Origin of the sequence: Lysinibacillus sp. FSL L8-0126, assembly GCF_038630385.1 — a bacterium.
In the GTDB taxonomy this organism is placed as follows: domain Bacteria; phylum Bacillota; class Bacilli; order Bacillales_A; family Planococcaceae; genus Lysinibacillus; species Lysinibacillus fusiformis_D.
Genome location: NZ_CP152028.1, coordinates 3,094,083 through 3,110,076 on the forward strand (window position 1 = coordinate 3,094,083; position 15,994 = coordinate 3,110,076).

General features: G+C 38.8%; 14 protein-coding genes. 12 read left to right on the plus strand and 2 right to left on the minus strand.

Going from position 1 to position 15,994, the window contains the following annotated elements:
• The first annotated feature begins 3 nt into the window (after window positions 1-3).
• From floA to recO, 11 genes are all read left to right on the plus strand, one after another.
• Window positions 4-1,008, plus strand: coding sequence for a flotillin-like protein FloA (gene floA, locus MHI34_RS15110; RefSeq protein WP_036121665.1), 1,005 nt, complete (start codon window positions 4-6; stop codon window positions 1,006-1,008).
• A gap of 25 nt (window positions 1,009-1,033) precedes the next feature.
• On the plus strand, window positions 1,034-1,513 hold the full coding sequence (locus MHI34_RS15115) for a hypothetical protein (RefSeq protein ID WP_342503593.1): 480 nt from the start codon (window positions 1,034-1,036) through the stop codon (window positions 1,511-1,513).
• Window positions 1,514-1,567: 54 nt separating this feature from the next.
• Window positions 1,568-1,816, plus strand: coding sequence for a hypothetical protein (locus MHI34_RS15120; RefSeq protein ID WP_036121657.1), 249 nt, complete (start codon window positions 1,568-1,570; stop codon window positions 1,814-1,816).
• A 1-nt stretch (window position 1,817) separates the two neighbouring features.
• Entirely contained in the window at window positions 1,818-2,930 is a 1,113-nt protein-coding gene (locus MHI34_RS15125; protein WP_036121654.1) for a sporulation protein YqfD, read from the plus strand.
• A gap of 2 nt (window positions 2,931-2,932) precedes the next feature.
• A complete protein-coding gene (locus tag MHI34_RS15130; RefSeq protein WP_036121651.1) occupies window positions 2,933-3,889 on the plus strand; it encodes a PhoH family protein in 957 nt (318 codons plus the stop codon).
• A gap of 756 nt (window positions 3,890-4,645) precedes the next feature.
• Complete coding sequence (locus MHI34_RS15135) at window positions 4,646-6,766, plus strand: HD family phosphohydrolase (RefSeq protein WP_058844758.1); 2,121 nt, start codon at window positions 4,646-4,648, stop codon at window positions 6,764-6,766.
• An 8-nt stretch (window positions 6,767-6,774) separates the two neighbouring features.
• Window positions 6,775-7,248 carry an rRNA maturation RNase YbeY gene (gene ybeY, locus MHI34_RS15140; protein WP_036120532.1) on the plus strand — a complete coding sequence of 158 codons (474 nt, stop codon included), beginning with the start codon at window positions 6,775-6,777 and terminating at the stop codon, window positions 7,246-7,248.
• Window positions 7,249-7,599, plus strand: a complete 351-nt coding sequence (locus MHI34_RS15145; RefSeq protein WP_036120529.1) for a diacylglycerol kinase family protein — start codon at window positions 7,249-7,251, stop codon at window positions 7,597-7,599.
• A gap of 58 nt (window positions 7,600-7,657) precedes the next feature.
• Window positions 7,658-8,071, plus strand: a complete 414-nt coding sequence (locus MHI34_RS15150) for a cytidine deaminase (protein WP_080717050.1) — start codon at window positions 7,658-7,660, stop codon at window positions 8,069-8,071.
• Window positions 8,058-8,975 carry a GTPase Era gene (gene era, locus MHI34_RS15155; RefSeq protein ID WP_036120526.1) on the plus strand — a complete coding sequence of 306 codons (918 nt, stop codon included), beginning with the start codon at window positions 8,058-8,060 and terminating at the stop codon, window positions 8,973-8,975. Before MHI34_RS15150 ends, era begins: the two co-directional genes overlap by 14 nt.
• Before the next feature lie 240 nt (window positions 8,976-9,215).
• Window positions 9,216-10,001 carry a DNA repair protein RecO gene (recO, locus tag MHI34_RS15160; RefSeq protein WP_036120522.1) on the plus strand — a complete coding sequence of 262 codons (786 nt, stop codon included), beginning with the start codon at window positions 9,216-9,218 and terminating at the stop codon, window positions 9,999-10,001.
• A gap of 36 nt (window positions 10,002-10,037) precedes the next feature.
• Here the strand turns inward: recO and MHI34_RS15165 are convergent, their stop codons facing one another.
• Entirely contained in the window at window positions 10,038-11,426 is a 1,389-nt protein-coding gene (locus MHI34_RS15165; protein WP_342503594.1) for an S-layer homology domain-containing protein, read from the minus strand.
• Window positions 11,427-12,478: 1,052 nt separating this feature from the next.
• On the opposite strand from MHI34_RS15165, the gene MHI34_RS15170 reads away from it, so the two are divergent.
• A complete protein-coding gene (locus MHI34_RS15170) occupies window positions 12,479-14,197 on the plus strand; it encodes an HD domain-containing phosphohydrolase (protein WP_089933549.1) in 1,719 nt (572 codons plus the stop codon).
• A 50-nt stretch (window positions 14,198-14,247) separates the two neighbouring features.
• Here MHI34_RS15170 and MHI34_RS15175 read toward each other — a convergent pair whose 3' ends face one another.
• Window positions 14,248-15,633, minus strand: coding sequence for a glycine--tRNA ligase (locus MHI34_RS15175; protein WP_342503595.1), 1,386 nt, complete (start codon window positions 15,631-15,633; stop codon window positions 14,248-14,250).
• Window positions 15,634-15,994: the final 361 nt, after the last annotated feature.

Sequence of the window (15,994 nt, forward strand, 5' to 3'; positions counted from 1 at the left end):
AAAATGGGTTTTGATTTAGCATTAATTGGTCCAATTGCTGGACTGGTTATTTTATTCATTGTTCTTGCGGTATTCTTTACCTTTGTACCGGTAGCACTGTGGATTTCTGCATTAGCAGCAGGCGTTCGTGTTAGTATTTTCACATTAATTGGGATGCGTTTACGTCGAGTTATCCCTTCTCGAATTGTCAATCCGTTGATTAAAGCACATAAAGCAGGTTTACCTGTTACGATTAATCAGTTAGAGAGTCACTATTTAGCAGGTGGTAATGTTGACCGTGTTGTCAATGCATTAATTGCAGCTCACCGTGCCAATATTGAACTATCTTTTGAACGTTGTGCAGCGATTGATTTAGCTGGTCGAGATGTATTAGAAGCGGTTCAAATGTCTGTTAATCCAAAAGTTATTGAAACACCATTTATTTCAGGTGTAGCAATGAACGGGATTGAAGTTAAAGCAAAGGCACGTATTACAGTGCGTGCAAATATCGAGCGTTTAGTCGGTGGTGCTGGTGAAGAAACAGTTATTGCCCGTGTTGGTGAAGGGATTGTTTCGACAATCGGTTCGGCTGTGCACCATACAGAAGTATTAGAAAATCCTGATATGATTTCACAAACAGTATTATCAAAAGGTTTGGACTCAGGAACAGCCTTTGAAATCTTATCCATTGATATTGCCGACGTAGATATCGGTAAAAACATCGGTGCAGAATTACAGATTGAACAAGCACAGGCGGATAAAAACATTGCTCAGGCAAAAGCTGAAGAACGCCGTGCAATGGCTGTAGCGAATGAGCAGGAAATGATTGCCCGTGTTCAAGAAATGAAGGCGAAAGTAGTAGAGGCTGAAGCAGAAGTACCACAGGCTATGGCTGAAGCATTACGTTCTGGTAATCTTGGCATTATGGATTACATGAATTATCGTAACATTCAAGCGGATACGGCGATGCGCGACTCGATTTCAAAAGTAAGCACTGATAAGCCAGACACGAATGATCCAAATGCTTAAAAACGGAAAGGAGCGGAACTAACATATGGAACAATTAATAATTCTTGCCTTAATTGCCATAGCCAGCTCTATTTTCGGAAAATCAAAAAATAAAAAGCCTCAGAAACAGATGCCTCCTTTTAATAAAGATACAGCGGCAGAGCCTCCAGTTATGGCGGAAACAACGCCGCATCGTGCAGGGAGAGCGCAAAGTTTTGAAGATTTTGCACGAGAGTTTATTGGTGATTGGATTCCTGAAAATGAGAAAGCCGAAGAGCCTAAAAAGTTGGTCGAAGAACAGGTGAAGCAGGAAATACCAAGCTATATGGCCCCGCCAGTTATGCCAACGGATGTTCCTAGTCGTCCTTCTATTCGAGAAAGTAGAGGACGTCTAGCTGCTGGGAAAAAAGAGGTGCAAACAGTCGGTGCGCCATCGACTTTTCAATTACCTCAATCGAAAAACGATCTCATGCAAGCGATCGTAATGGCTGAAATATTAGGACCACCTAAAGCAAAAAGAAAATAACTAGCATGTCCTCCTTTTTCGATGCATATATTGCCGAAGAAGGAGGCATTTTTTATGAAAAAATTATTTCAATTAACGCCACTACTCGAATTGTTAGAATACGAATCATTAAAAATTATTGGACCTTATCGGTTTATCCATGCAGATGCTACGACCTGTTCGTTTGTTTATGCAGATTATCATATTACTGTCAATGCAGATTCCGTGAAGATTAATGCTCTAAAAGAAGAAATGCTTCATCTCTCTGTTGATAATCTACAGGAGCTTCAGATGAAAAAGGCAAAGAATATGGATGTGAGCTAAAATGTGGAATAATCGGCCTATCATTATACGTATAAAGCGCCATGAAAATGTTCATCCTTTTATTCAAGCATTGCACGCCCAGCATGTTCCGTTAAAGCGTGTAGTCTTTCGTGAGCAAGAAGTTTCCTTTGAAACAACTATGCATTACTTACCAAAAATTCGCCGTGCTCGAAGACAGTTTCGTTTGAAAATGGCTGTTTTTTATGCAGATGAGCTGCAAGTTTTCCGAGCACAGCTTTGGACTTTGCTTGGCTTAACCTTGATGATTGTCATTCCTATTATCTGCGCACAAGTCATTTGGCGAGTGGACATTGAGGCAGCGACACCCGAACTGGAGCAGCGGCTAGGCAAAACCTTTCAAGAGACCTTTCAACTAGAAACACCGCTCTCTAAAAAAAGTTTACCTTCCAATACCATCATACGTCAAAAGCTGTTAGAGCAACATCGAGAGCTATCATGGGTGCATATTGATAAACACGGCGGACGAGTAATACTGAGACCTCAGGAATCACCGAAGCAAACAGAGCAATCGAATGACAAATTAGCTTCGCATTTAGTCGCAACGAAAAGTGGTGTCATTACTCATTTTAATATACAAAATGGTGAACGGAAGATTTCAATAAATGATACAGCCTATGAGGGAGACGTCCTTGTGAGTGGTGTTATTGAAAGTGGTACAGATCAAGTTTATGTTGGGGCTAAGGGAGAGGTATTTGCAGACTATTGGCTTGAATGCTCGTTCAAAATCCCAACAACGATTACAATGGAAACTGTGCAGCAAAAGCAGTGGCGAGTATTGCTAAAGGGGATACACAAAGAAAAAGTAGATTATGTACAAAAGAAGGATTTACCGAATTGGTTAGACCCCTATGTTTCGATTGTAGAGGAACAACAGACAAATACGATGCAAGTGGAGCTTGATGAATCGAAAATAGAGTCATTGCTAATCCCTCTACTGCATGAAAAAGTGTTACGTTCGTTACCTGCAAAAACAATGATCAAGAAAGAAAACCTTTTACAGGCAAAGTGGGGGAATGGTACAGTTGAAGGGAAAGTTCTATTTTTAGTCAATGAAAACATTGCAAGTCCAATACAAGGCCTACAAGGAGAATGATTATGTCAGAACAGTTAACTGTATTACAGGTGGATAATCCAAACGAAGCGGTTATGCTACTCGGTATTTCAGATGCAAATATGAAATTAGTCGAAGAAGCACTAAATGTTCATATCATTACGCGCGGTGAGCAAATTCAGCTGGCTGGTGAAGAAAATGCTAAGGAGCAGGCAACCTTACTTCTGCATGCACTATTGAAGGTCATTCGCAAAGGAATTAATATTGATCAACGGGATGTTACAACAGCGATTGAAATGATACAAAAAGGCACGATTGAATATTTTGCAGAACTTTATGATGAAGAAATAGCACGCACGACGAAAGGCAAGCCAATCCGTGCAAAAACAATTGGTCAACGAGAATACATACAAGCAATCCGTCATAAAGACGTTGTTTTTGGTATTGGTCCAGCCGGTACTGGGAAAACGTATTTAGCGGTAGTCATGGCAACACAGGCACTTAAAAATGGGCATGTAAAGCGAATTATTTTAACTCGCCCTGCTGTTGAAGCAGGAGAGTCTCTAGGATTTCTGCCAGGAGATTTAAAGGAAAAGGTAGATCCTTATCTTAGACCTCTCTACGACGCTTTAAACGACATTTACGGGGCTGAACAAACACAAAGACTGATTGAACGCGGAACAATAGAAATCGCGCCATTAGCTTATATGCGTGGTCGTACATTAGATGATGCCTTTGTTATTTTGGATGAGGCTCAAAATACAACACATCAGCAAATGAAAATGTTTTTAACACGTCTAGGCTTCGGTTCTAAAATGGTCATTACAGGTGATAAAACGCAAATTGACCTACCTAAAAATACGGAATCTGGCTTGATTGTAGCAGAGCGTACATTAAAATATGTAAAATCCATACATTTCCAAGTATTAGAACAAGGCGATGTCGTACGCCACCCAATCGTAGCCAAAATCATCCAAGCCTACGAAGAACAGCAACTTTAGAATTGCGAAGCAATTCTAAAGTCTGCCCCGTAAGCGAAGCGTCAGGGGCAACGAGGTTTAAAAAGTCTGCCCCGCAAGCGAAGCGTCAGGGGCAACGAGGTTTAAAAAATCTGCCCGGCAAGCGAAGCGCCAGGGGCAACAAGGTTTAAAAAGTCTGCCCGGCAAGCGAAGCGCCAGGGGCAACGAGGTTTAAAAAATCTGCCCGGCAAGCGAAGCGCCAGGGGCAACGAGGTTTAAAAAGTCTGCCCCGTAAGCGAAGCGTCAGGGGCAACGAGGTTTAAAAAGTCTGCCCCGTAAGCGAAGCGTCAGGGGCAACGGGGTTTAAAAAGTCTGCCCCGCAAGCGGAGCGTCAGGGGCAACGAGGTTTAAAAAATCTGCCCGGCAAGCGAAGCGCCAGGGGCAACAAGGTTTAAAAAGTCTGCCCGGCAAGCGAAGCGCCAGGGGCAACGAGGTTTAAAAAATCTGCCCGGCAAGCGAAGCGCCAGGGGCAACGAGGTTTAAAAAATCTGCCCGGCAAGCGAAGCGCCAGGGGCAACAAGGTTTAAAAAGTCTGCCCGGCAAGCGAAGCGCCAGATGTGATAGTGTTTTAAAATCATCATTACAAAGCAAATAGCTAAACTACGAAATTAATCAAAATATGGGAAAAAATGTGACGGCTATGCAAAATTGTATAGTTGTTTTTTGCTTTCTTATACATTTTTCGAGAAAAATGTATGTTGAATTGGTATGATAGTAGGTAGATAGAGGAGGTGCCAAATGGAGAAACAACTTCGAAAATTTACAGAGCTTATCGGTTTTCGCTACTTTATTATCATCATTCTCATTTTAACAGGCGGCCTACAGTTTGCGTTTATGTATGGCAATGTTAAGGGAGTTACATATGATTTCAAACCACTACAGCTTGCGCCTGAAACCGTACGATCTACCAAAACGATTGAAGACACTTATAAGACGCAGCTAGAGCGGGAAAAAGCCGCCAATGCAGTGGATTCAGTCTATCAATTTTCGGAGGATGTCGCCAAGCAAAGAGCAGCGATTGTAACATCATTGTTTGATTATGTACTAGAAGTGAAAAAGGATGTTGCAAACAGTAAGGAACCTATACCTATTGCCGATCAAGTTGCACAGCTTCGCAAAAAATTCGAATCAATAGATGAAGACCAGATGCCATTAATCTTTACAGATTCACAGTTGGAAGGTCTGTTAGTGCAAAGTGATGAAGATTTAAACAGAACTAGTACGCAATTATCCAAATTTGTAGAGGACTATTTACAAAAGTCTATCCGACCTGAAAATGTCTTTGTTGCTCAAAATGATTTTGAGACAAAGATTCGAGGGCAACGAGGGTATCCTGATAAAATATTCAATACAGTCGTGTTAATAGGGCGTACAAGTATTATTGAAAATGAAACAATTAACGAAGACCAAACGAAAATTCGCAAAGAGCAGGCGAAGGAAAGCGTCGAGCCGACACGAATCTTACAAGGACAAATCATTGTGCAGGAAGGTCAAATTATTGATAATGAGGCTTACCGACAATTAGAGCTATTGGGTATGGTAAGTAATAAAGCATCCTTGAAGCCAATTGCTGGACTTATTATTTTAACGCTACTGCAAATGATGTTTATGTATATTTTATTTGAGCGTTGGGATGCTGACGAACGAAAAAAACGCAATGCCTTATTAGTGACAGTGATTGTTTATACATTGTCAATCCTGCTCATGAAATTTATTAGCTTAGTGTCTGGTGGCTTTGATGTAACGATTGCCTTTCTGTTCCCGACGGCATTAGCTACAATGCTTGTACGATTATTAGCGGATGAACGAGCAGCTGTGCTCATTACCGTTATGACCGCAGCCTCAGCAGGTGTTATTTTTCAAGAAGGCTATTCATCTGTTATGCAAATGGAAATTACGTTGTATATTATTTTTGGAGGGCTTGCAAGCCTGTTCTTTTTGCGCAGTGTGGAAAAACGCTCACATATTTTACATGCAGTTGGTGTGATTTCCCTTGTCAACATGGCATTTATCGCCTTTTATTTACTCATGACACAATCATCCTACGGCTTGCCAGAATTAGTGTTTTACTTGATTGCAGCTATGTTATCTGCCTTGCTTTCAGGGGCATTAACAATGGGACTTTTACCATTCTTTGAGTCAGCATTTAGCTTATTATCGTCGCTGCGTTTAATTGAGCTATCCAATCCTAATCATCCTTTATTAAAAAAATTACTAATGGAAGCACCAGGGACATATCATCATAGTGTAATGGTAGCGAATTTAGCAGAAGCTGCCTGTGAAGAAATTGGTGCAGATGGTTTACTAGCGCGTGTTGGTTGTTATTATCATGATATAGGTAAAACAAAGCGTCCTGCCTTTTTCATTGAAAATCAAATGTCAGGTATTAATCCGCATGATTCTTTACCGCCTGAGACAAGTGCAGAAATTATTATCGCCCATACAACAGATGGAGCCGACATGTTAAAACGCTATAAAATGCCGCAAGAAATTATCGATATCGCTTTACAACATCATGGTACAAGTTTATTAAAGTTCTTCTTGTTTAAAGCGAAGGAACAAGGAAAAAGCATTGATGAGGCAAAGCTCCGTTATCCAGGTCCAAAACCACAAACTAAGGAAGCAGCGGTTATTAGTGTTGCTGACAGTGTTGAGGCAGCAGTTCGTTCAATGAAAGAGCCGAATGCTGAAAAAATTCATAAGCTAGTACGAGCGATCATTGATGATCGTGTACAGGATAATCAGTTTGATGAATGCGATATTTCGATAAAAGAGTTAAAATGTATAGAGAGAGTTCTTTGTGAAACGTTGAATGGTATTTTCCACTCACGTATTGAATATCCAAAGGCAGATAAGTAGGAGGATCTATGATTTTAACAATTGATTTTACAGATGAAACAAATGAAGTGGCTACACCACATACAGAGCTTGTTGAAAAGCTTTTACAGCATGCAGCGAGTATTGAAAATATTGAGCCAGAAACTGAGGTTTCAGTGACGTTTGTAACGAATGAGACGATTCAAGATATTAACCGTGAGTATCGTGGCAAGGATCAGCCTACAGATGTCATTTCCTTTGCGTTAGAGGAGCTAGGGGAAGGGGAAATCGAGGTAACTTTTGAAGGAATGCCACGTGTACTAGGTGATATTATCATTTCTACAGACCGTGCCAAAGAGCAGGCTGAGGAATACAATCATTCCTTTGAACGAGAATTAGGTTTTTTAGCTGTACATGGTTTTTTACATCTGCTTGGTTATGACCATATGGAGCCAGAAGAAGAGAAAAAAATGTTTACAAAGCAAGATGAAATTTTACAAACTTTCGGCTTAGGGCGAGACTAAATGGATTTGCGCAAATACTTGCGATCTTTTGGCTATGCATTGGAAGGCATTATCACAGCAAGTAAAGAACAAAATTTAAAATCACATATAATTAGTGCAATCATTGTTATAATGGCTGGTTATTGGACAGGTTTATCTCGTATGGAATGGTATATTGTGCTACTATTAATAGCACTAATGTTTGCGCTGGAAATGATCAATACAGCTATCGAACGGGCGGTTGATTTAGCTTCCCCAGAGATACATCCACTTGCTAAGCAGGCGAAAGATATTGCGGCAGGTGCAGTGCTTGTATTTGCGCTATTCAGTGCTATAATCGGATTACTCATCTTTCTGCCAAAATGGTTTTAATGGAAATGAGTGTCTTCTTAATGAAAATAAACCATAATGTGAGGGAGAATTTGTATAGATGACAGTGGATATGCAAGGATTATTAGAGGAATCAAAAAAAGCACGTGAAAAAGCCTATGTTCCATACTCGAAATTTAAAGTAGGTGCAGCTCTTTTAACAAAAGAGGGAGAGGTCATTCACGGCTGCAATATTGAAAATGCAGGCTATAGTATGACGAATTGTGCGGAGCGTACAGCGTTCTTTAAAGCTGTATCAGAGGGCATTTATGAATTCGAAGCCATTGCCATTGTTGCTGATACGGACGGGCCATGCGCACCGTGTGGAGCATGTCGTCAGGTAATGATGGAGTTTTGTGCGCCAACTATGCCTGTTTATTTAACGAACTTAAAAGGTGATGTGACGGTAACGTCGGTAGGCGAATTACTACCGTTTGCATTTACGACGGAGGATTTAGAGAATGCAGGAAACTAACAATGGCTACAAGTCAGGCTTTATCTCCATTATTGGTCGTCCAAATGTAGGAAAATCGACATTTTTAAATCGTGTCATTGGCCAAAAAATTGCGATCATGAGTGATAAGCCACAAACAACACGAAATAAAGTACAAGGTGTACTGACAACAGATGATAGCCAAATGGTTTTTATTGATACACCAGGTATTCACAAACCAAAACATAAACTAGGCGATTTCATGCTGAAAGTTTCTAAAAATACATTGCGTGAAGTGGATGTTATTATGTTTATGGTCAATGCTGAGCAAAAACTTGGTAAAGGCGATGAATTCATTTTAGAATTGTTGGCGGGGAATCCGACGCCTGTCTTTTTGGTCATCAATAAAATTGATGCCATTCATCCAGACGAATTAATAGGGATTATTGAGAACTATAAAGAGCGCTATAATTTTGCAGAAATTGTACCGATTTCAGCACTACAAGGGAATAATGTAGAAAATTTATTAGCGACGTTAGCAAAATATTTACCAGAAGGACCACAATATTACCCAGCAGATCAAGTGACGGATCATCCTGAGCGATTTATCATCTCAGAGCTGATACGCGAAAAAGTTTTACATTTAACACGTGAAGAAATTCCCCACTCGATTGCAGTGGTGATTGATAAAATTCGCCGTGATGAAGAAAATGCTGACAAAATTCATGTGGCCGCGACGATTATTGTGGAGCGCGATTCTCAAAAAGGCATTGTCATTGGGAAACGTGGAGCCTTGCTGAAAGAAGTAGGGACACGTGCACGAAAGGATATTGAAATGCTGTTAGGCTCAAAAGTCTATTTAGAGCTATGGGTTAAGGTACAAAAAGATTGGCGTAATAAATCTACACATTTACGCGATTTTGGATTCCGTGATGATGAATATTAAGCTGTTGTGATCCTAATCCAGCAGTGTTTATCGGGTGAATTTCTTAGCAGATGTTCAAACGCCTGCTGAATTAAAAATATAGACTTCAGCAGATGTTATAGATTGCCTCCTGGAGGTCTTTTTTCAAATCGTCTGCTCAGTAAAATCTGAGTGTAATTGAGAGGTATTACTTTGAGCTGTCCAAAGCATTTTGGATAGCTCTCTTTTCTTGGATAGCTCTTTTAGGAAAGGAGGAGAACTATGCTTCATAAATGGGAAGGCATTGTATTAAAGGTACGTGCTTATGGGGAATCCAATAAAATTGTCACTCTGCTAACACGAGAAGCTGGCAAAGTGGCTACAATGGCTAGGGGGGCAAAAAAGCCTTCTAGTCGATTGGCGTCCGTCACACAACCCTTTACCTATGGCATGTTTATGGTGCAACATCATACTGGTATGGGGACATTACAACAAGGAGAGCATTTGAACTCGATGCGTCATATTCGTGAAGATATTATGGCCACTGCCTATGCTAGCTATATCATGGAACTGGTGGAACGTGTCGTGGAAGAAGGGAAACCAGAGCCATTTGCTTTTGATGTATTATTACACGCATTACAAGCAATTGAGGAAGGCTATGATCCCGAAGCTATCACACTATTTGTTGAGTGGAAAATGTTACCCTATACAGGTGTGCAACCTATTTTACATGCCTGTGCTGCGTGTGGTGCTGTCGATGGGGAATTTGCTTTTTCCTTTGCACAAGGAGGGTTTTTATGTCATCGCTGTTATCAGTATGACCCCTATATCATTCGTTTAACACCAACACAACTGAAGCTTATACGTATGTTTTATACTGTTCCAATCGATCAAATCGGAAAAATAGAGCTAAAAAAAGAAACAAAATATTTCATCAAAAAAATTATTACAACCATCTATGAAGAACAAACAGGTATCCGCTTTAAGACGAAAAAATTTATTGAGCAACTAGAGCGAACGCCTGAATTGCAAATACGATCTAAAAATGAAATGCCAGAAGACTCATAATGTTCTTCTGGCATTTTGTGCTATTAAAAAATTATTTCAGATATCAAATTCATATAGAAAAGCCCATTGTCCAGCAATTTTTTTACTTTCCACATAGAGATAGACTGTTTCCTCGTTTTTACCTGTTAGATGAAGAATGGCAATACCTTCTGTTTTTGGTGTAACATGTAGTTGTCCATTAAGAATAGTTGCTTTTACAGGCGCTGGCTCAAAGTCAAAAACTTCAAGAGCTACACTAGCTGGCTCGAAAGGTAATACTGGCGTTGATAGTGTTAATTCGTCAGTTAAATGGTACAAATCAATACCGCGAACAAAGTCATAGGCATACACATCAGCCGCCATCTTTTGTTGCTGTGTCCCATCTGAAAATGTAACAATGAACTGTCCATTTTTCAAGATAGTTAATGTTTGATCATTCTGATTAAAGCTGTATAAATTCGATGCAAGTGCCTGCCCGTTCATATTTTGAACTGTTACCTCAGTTGGCACGAATGGTAAATTGCTTTCTGCTAAATCAAGTGGTGAATTTTCTGTATAATCCTCTTCCTTTACTTCCTCAAGCGTTACCTTCAGTTTTCCATTGACATTTTTCACATGAACTAAATAAAAAATAGTTGTAAAGTCCTCTGAATCATCAGTAAATCCAGTAATCACTAATTTGCCCGTACCTTCTTTTATAGGGGTAATCGTGATAGACTCTGTCATATCTTCCTCTTCAGTCCATGTGAAAATATCCTCTGCTGGCTCAAGACCACCATAAGACGCAAAGATATAGTCCTGTTTAAATTGACTTGCATAAACGGTTGCATTGCTTAACATTTTTTCAGCACGTACAACGAAGGCAGCCAATTGGGAACGCTTCACAGGACTCTTTGGACCGTATGTAGTGGCTGACGTTCCTTTTGTAATGCCATTGGCAAATAAAGCTTTAATATGAGGTTCGAATTCAGTTCCTTTTTTGACATCTGTAAATGGCAATTGTGTATTACTTGGACTCGTTAATCCAAAGCCCTTAGCAATCATTTTTGACATTTGTTCGCGTGTAATATTTTGATTTGGGTAGAAGTAACCATTTGCCCCATTAATTATTCCTGCATTGGCTAATGCGGCAATCGCTCCGTAATTTTCATCGCCAGGTTTAATGTCCTTAAATTGAGGATTTTTTACATGAACTGTATCTAACTTTAAAATACCTGCTAAAATTTTCGCAGCCTGTGTGCGTGTAATAGGGTTTGCAGGTTTAAACGTTCCGTCCATATAGCCAGAAATAATGACACGCTCTGCTAACTGAATGATAGCTTTTCCTTCTTCAGTGGATGGATTAACATCAGGAAAAAATGCTGCATGTGCTGGTGGTGCGATAACAATCGCACTTGTTACTAAGGCAGATGCCATGGCTAGTTGAAATAAACGTTGAGACTTCAATTGAATTCCTCCAAATAGTACAATATAAAATTTTATAGTATGAATGTTTCGTTCAGACCTTCCTATGTATCAGTTCAAACTTCCGGACGATTGAATGTTAAAAAGGGGGATGTCTTTAGCATATTAATTATTCATTATTTAACAGCTAATACTAACTATAATACCTTATTTATACCAAAAAGTTGGAACTGCGAATAGAGGAAATATCATCCTTGAGCATGACATTACTGGTAATTAAATGTTTAACAGCAACGAAACTTGATTTGCCTCTTGAACTATACATCTATATGGAGAGAGTTGGATAGGTCAATAGTAGCATCGTTGGTTATACTTTAAGGGAATGAGAGGCGGATTGTAAATGAATAAAATTTCAATTTTTACAAATTAAAATGATTATAGAAAATTAGTTTTATATAATAAAGTTATGATTGTGAAATTTAAGTAAAGGGTCTATTTGACTTTTTATTAATTTTTATTTCGATGATAAATGAAAAATAATAGGTAAAAGGTTTTGTGTTTTTCTTTAGTTTTCAATATATTAATAGTAGAAACCGATCACTTGAGTCCCATATACTAGTTGAAAAGGTATTTTAACCTATGATATTGTAATAAATATAGATAATCGTATTTATATTTTAAAAATATAATTTAGTCGTTTCATCCCCATCGACACAAATGTACGCTAGATCAATTTAGACATGCCTATGAAATGGAAGCCTCTATCAGCAAAACGTATTTTATCTTGATTCAGCAAATGTTTTTTTGTATCAAAAGCACAACATTAGGTACAAAAGCCTCCCTCTCTATAGGGAAAAATAAATGCTTGTTTTGCTTTTTTTAACGGGTGTTTAAACACTGGTTGAATCAAGATAAAGCCTCCGCTAGATGTCACGGTTTTAAAAAAGAAGCTTTTCAAGCAAGCTTGGAAAAATCAGGACATATTCATCTGTGCGAAAGCGAGGAGTCATTGATACGTTATCAGAATAACGCAGTCCTATGGAAGAAGGAGGGAGTCACATAGTGCTTAGTACATTGCGTATGTGGCAGAAAACATGCTACGAAAAGTAACCTTAAGTATTCAGGAAGTTGAAGCGAATGATATATTAGCTGAAGATATTTTCTCAGACTATCGTCTATTAGCTAAAAAAGATTTAGTTTTAACGGAGCGAATTATTGCCTTACTTAAACTTCGAAAAGTAGATGAATTGTCAGTCTATTTACCATCTGATTCAGTTCGAGTTGTTCATGATTTAAGTATTCAACGAACAAGAGAATATGAAGATTTATTTGCTCCATTAATTGAAAAAACTGAACCAGTAGATGAATATAAAGAAACGGTAAGTCAGCTTTTTATGACAACGTTGGAGAATGTTGTGCATGAATTACGATATGGACAAATACTGAAAAGCATGCAAGATACGGCTTATGTACGTGGTGTTTTTGAAAAAATTTTAGAAAAAAAACATCGCTATGAGCTACTTATGCGCTTAAAGGAATGGGATGAATATTCATTTGTCCACTCATTTGATGTATTTGTGTTAGGGACAATCTTTGCTAGATATCTAGGTTTAACGGATATTGAAACATTAGCAAGAGGTTATTTATTCCACGATATTGGGAAGGTCTTTATACCGCAGGAAATATTAAATTTAAAGCGCAAACTCTCTGAAGATGAGTTTGAAATCGTCAAAACACATACAACAAAAGGTTATGACTTACTAATAGAATATCAGGAGGAAGACATTGCCTATTTAGCGAGAGATCATCATGAACGCTTTGCAGGGAAGGGCTATCCAAATCAACTTTGTGCAGATGAAATGAGTGACGGTGTGCAATTATTACAAATTATTGATGTGTATTCAGCCATGACATCGAAAAGAGTCTACCATGTTGGCTACGGTGCTACAGATGCATTAGCTGTTTTATACAGGGATCGTCATTTATATAATGAGAACTTTATGCATAAGTTTGTTGAATGTTTAGGCATTTACCCAGTCAACTCGGTTGTTATGCTATCGGATAATCGTAGTGCACAAGTAGAGCTAGTTTATGATTTATTTCCGACATTACCAAAGGTGAGGTTGCTAGATGAGCAAAAATCTATGAACTTGCCTTTAAACTATAGTGTGAAAATTACGAAGATGATTGACTACAGGGCGAATAGCTTCGAAGAGATTTTTAACTTATTTGTGGAGCAATTAATCCGCTGTGATGAGAATAATCTGAGAATTCATTTTAGTAAATTAATTGATCATTTACATCCTAAAGAAATTGTCTTAAAAATTTTCTTACCAGCGTTTCGTATACTACGTTTGCTAACACGAGAAATACAAACAGATATGACGAAATATAGAAATTCTATTAGTATCTTAAAAAAGCTATTAGAAGAGCAATTAAATGTATTATATATGGATTATCAGCATGAACAAACGACCATTTTAGTGGTGGAGTCTTCCTTACGTGAAAATTTCTTCATTAAACTTGTGCAAAGTATTTTGTATATCGATAAAATAGTACCTTTCTTTATCAATCCAGGTGATGATCAACGTATTACACAATTGATGGGGCATTGTGATGTCAATGTCGCCTATTTTATTGAAGAGGAACAAACTGTTGACAAACGAGTTCGTCCAATGCGAGAAGGTGCCTTTCTTTATTATTCATTAGCTGATATTGAAGAGATACTAGTGAGCTTAGTAGGGATGAGCATGAAAAAGTTTTCATTCGAGGAAAAAATGCAAGAGCGCTTATTTTCCACATATAAAGCATAAAAAGAGGGAGTTGCCAGACTGGCTACTCCCTCTTTTGTTCAGCAAAACGATTAGAATTGAAGATGTTTTTCGATATATGCTTTTACTTCTGCAATTGGCATACGAACTTGCGTCATAGAATCGCGATGACGTACTGTTACTTGGCCATCCTCTTTTGAGTCAAAATCGTATGTGATACAGAATGGTGTACCAATTTCATCCTGACGGCGGTAACGTTTACCGATTGATTGTGATTCATCAAAATCAACAGGGAACGCTTTGCGGAGCTCTGCCCAAACATCTGCCGCTTCATCAGATAATTTTTTAGAAAGCGGTAGAACAGCAGCTTTAAATGGTGCTAGTGCAGGGTGGAAACGTAAAACTGTACGTTTATCGTCACCTTCTAGCTCTTCTTCATCATAGGCATCACATAGGAATGCTAATGTGACACGGTCAGCCCCTAAAGATGGCTCAATACAATAAGGAACATAACGTTCGTTTGCTACAGGATCGATATAAGTGAAATCTTCACCTGAGTGTTCCATATGTTGTTTTAAGTCATAATCTGTACGATCAGCTACGCCCCAAAGCTCTCCCCAACCGAATGGGAATTTGAATTCGATATCTGTTGTAGCATTTGAGTAGTGAGATAGCTCATCATCTTCATGGTCACGAAGACGCATAGATTCTTCTTTCATGCCTAAGTTTAGTAACCAATTTTTACAGAATTCTTTCCAATAGGCGTGCCATTGGAGATCTTCGCCAGGTTTGCAGAAGAATTCTAGCTCCATTTGCTCGAATTCACGTGTACGGAATGTGAAGTTACCAGGTGTAATTTCGTTACGGAAAGATTTACCGATTTGTGCGATACCAAATGGTGTACGTTTACGCATAGAACGTTGAACGTTTTTGAAGTTCACGAAAATACCTTGTGCCGTTTCGGGACGTAAATAAATTTCGTTTGTAGAAGATTCCGTCACACCTTGGAACGTTTTAAACATTAGGTTGAATTGACGAATATCTGTAAAATCCGCTTTTCCGCAATCCGGACATACTACGTCATATTTAATCATTGTTTCTTTCATTTGATCGAATGTCATACCATCCACAATGATTTCATCGCCTTTTGCTAATGCAGCATCCTCGATAATTTTATCTGCGCGATGACGAGCCTTACATGATTTACAGTCGATCATTGGGTCGTTGAAGTTACCAACATGACCAGAAGCAACCCATGCTTTTGGGTTCATTAAGATCGCAGCATCAATACCTACATTGTGTTCTGATTCTTGAACGAATTTTTGCCACCATGCTTTTTTTATATTGTTTTTTAATTCGACACCTAGTGGACCGTAATCCCAAGTGTTTGCTAAACCACCATAGATTTCAGAACCAGGGAAGACAAAGCCTCGATGTTTTGCTAATGATACGATGGTTTCCATTGATTTGTTAGCCATAAAAATAGCCTCCTTCTAAGTTTTTCATATTGTTCTTTTAGCGGTAAAACGCTAAAGTTATTTCATCTAGTAGTAGATACTAAATGAAAATAGCACCCGTCTCCGGGCACAATGTATGCCCAGGGACGAGTGCTAAGACCCGCGGTTCCACCCTGATTGTTTTAAACGAATGTTTAAAACCTCTTTTCAAAAAGTTAGCTCAAGGAGTGCCTTTTCTCTGTTGCTGTGTAGACTTTCACCATCTTCTACTCGCTATTGAATGGAACAGATACTTTTTTCCCATCATCGCCTGTATAACGCAATTTTGCTCGAAAATACAGATAGAGCAAGCGTATGTGTCAATATTGTAGCATGCAGTTCT

Coding starts and splice junctions, on each gene's coding strand:
- floA (WP_036121665.1), top strand. CDS start 4: ATGGGTTTTGATTTAGCATTAATTGGTCCAATTGCTGGACTGGTTATT.
- MHI34_RS15115 (WP_342503593.1), top strand. CDS start 1,034: ATGGAACAATTAATAATTCTTGCCTTAATTGCCATAGCCAGCTCTATT.
- MHI34_RS15120 (WP_036121657.1), top strand. CDS start 1,568: ATGAAAAAATTATTTCAATTAACGCCACTACTCGAATTGTTAGAATAC.
- MHI34_RS15125 (WP_036121654.1), top strand. CDS start 1,818: ATGTGGAATAATCGGCCTATCATTATACGTATAAAGCGCCATGAAAAT.
- MHI34_RS15130 (WP_036121651.1), top strand. CDS start 2,933: ATGTCAGAACAGTTAACTGTATTACAGGTGGATAATCCAAACGAAGCG.
- MHI34_RS15135 (WP_058844758.1), top strand. CDS start 4,646: ATGGAGAAACAACTTCGAAAATTTACAGAGCTTATCGGTTTTCGCTAC.
- ybeY (WP_036120532.1), top strand. CDS start 6,775: ATGATTTTAACAATTGATTTTACAGATGAAACAAATGAAGTGGCTACA.
- MHI34_RS15145 (WP_036120529.1), top strand. CDS start 7,249: ATGGATTTGCGCAAATACTTGCGATCTTTTGGCTATGCATTGGAAGGC.
- MHI34_RS15150 (WP_080717050.1), top strand. CDS start 7,658: ATGACAGTGGATATGCAAGGATTATTAGAGGAATCAAAAAAAGCACGT.
- era (WP_036120526.1), top strand. CDS start 8,058: ATGCAGGAAACTAACAATGGCTACAAGTCAGGCTTTATCTCCATTATT.
- recO (WP_036120522.1), top strand. CDS start 9,216: ATGCTTCATAAATGGGAAGGCATTGTATTAAAGGTACGTGCTTATGGG.
- MHI34_RS15170 (WP_089933549.1), top strand. CDS start 12,479: ATGCTACGAAAAGTAACCTTAAGTATTCAGGAAGTTGAAGCGAATGAT.
- MHI34_RS15175 (WP_342503595.1), bottom strand. CDS start 15,633: ATGGCTAACAAATCAATGGAAACCATCGTATCATTAGCAAAACATCGA.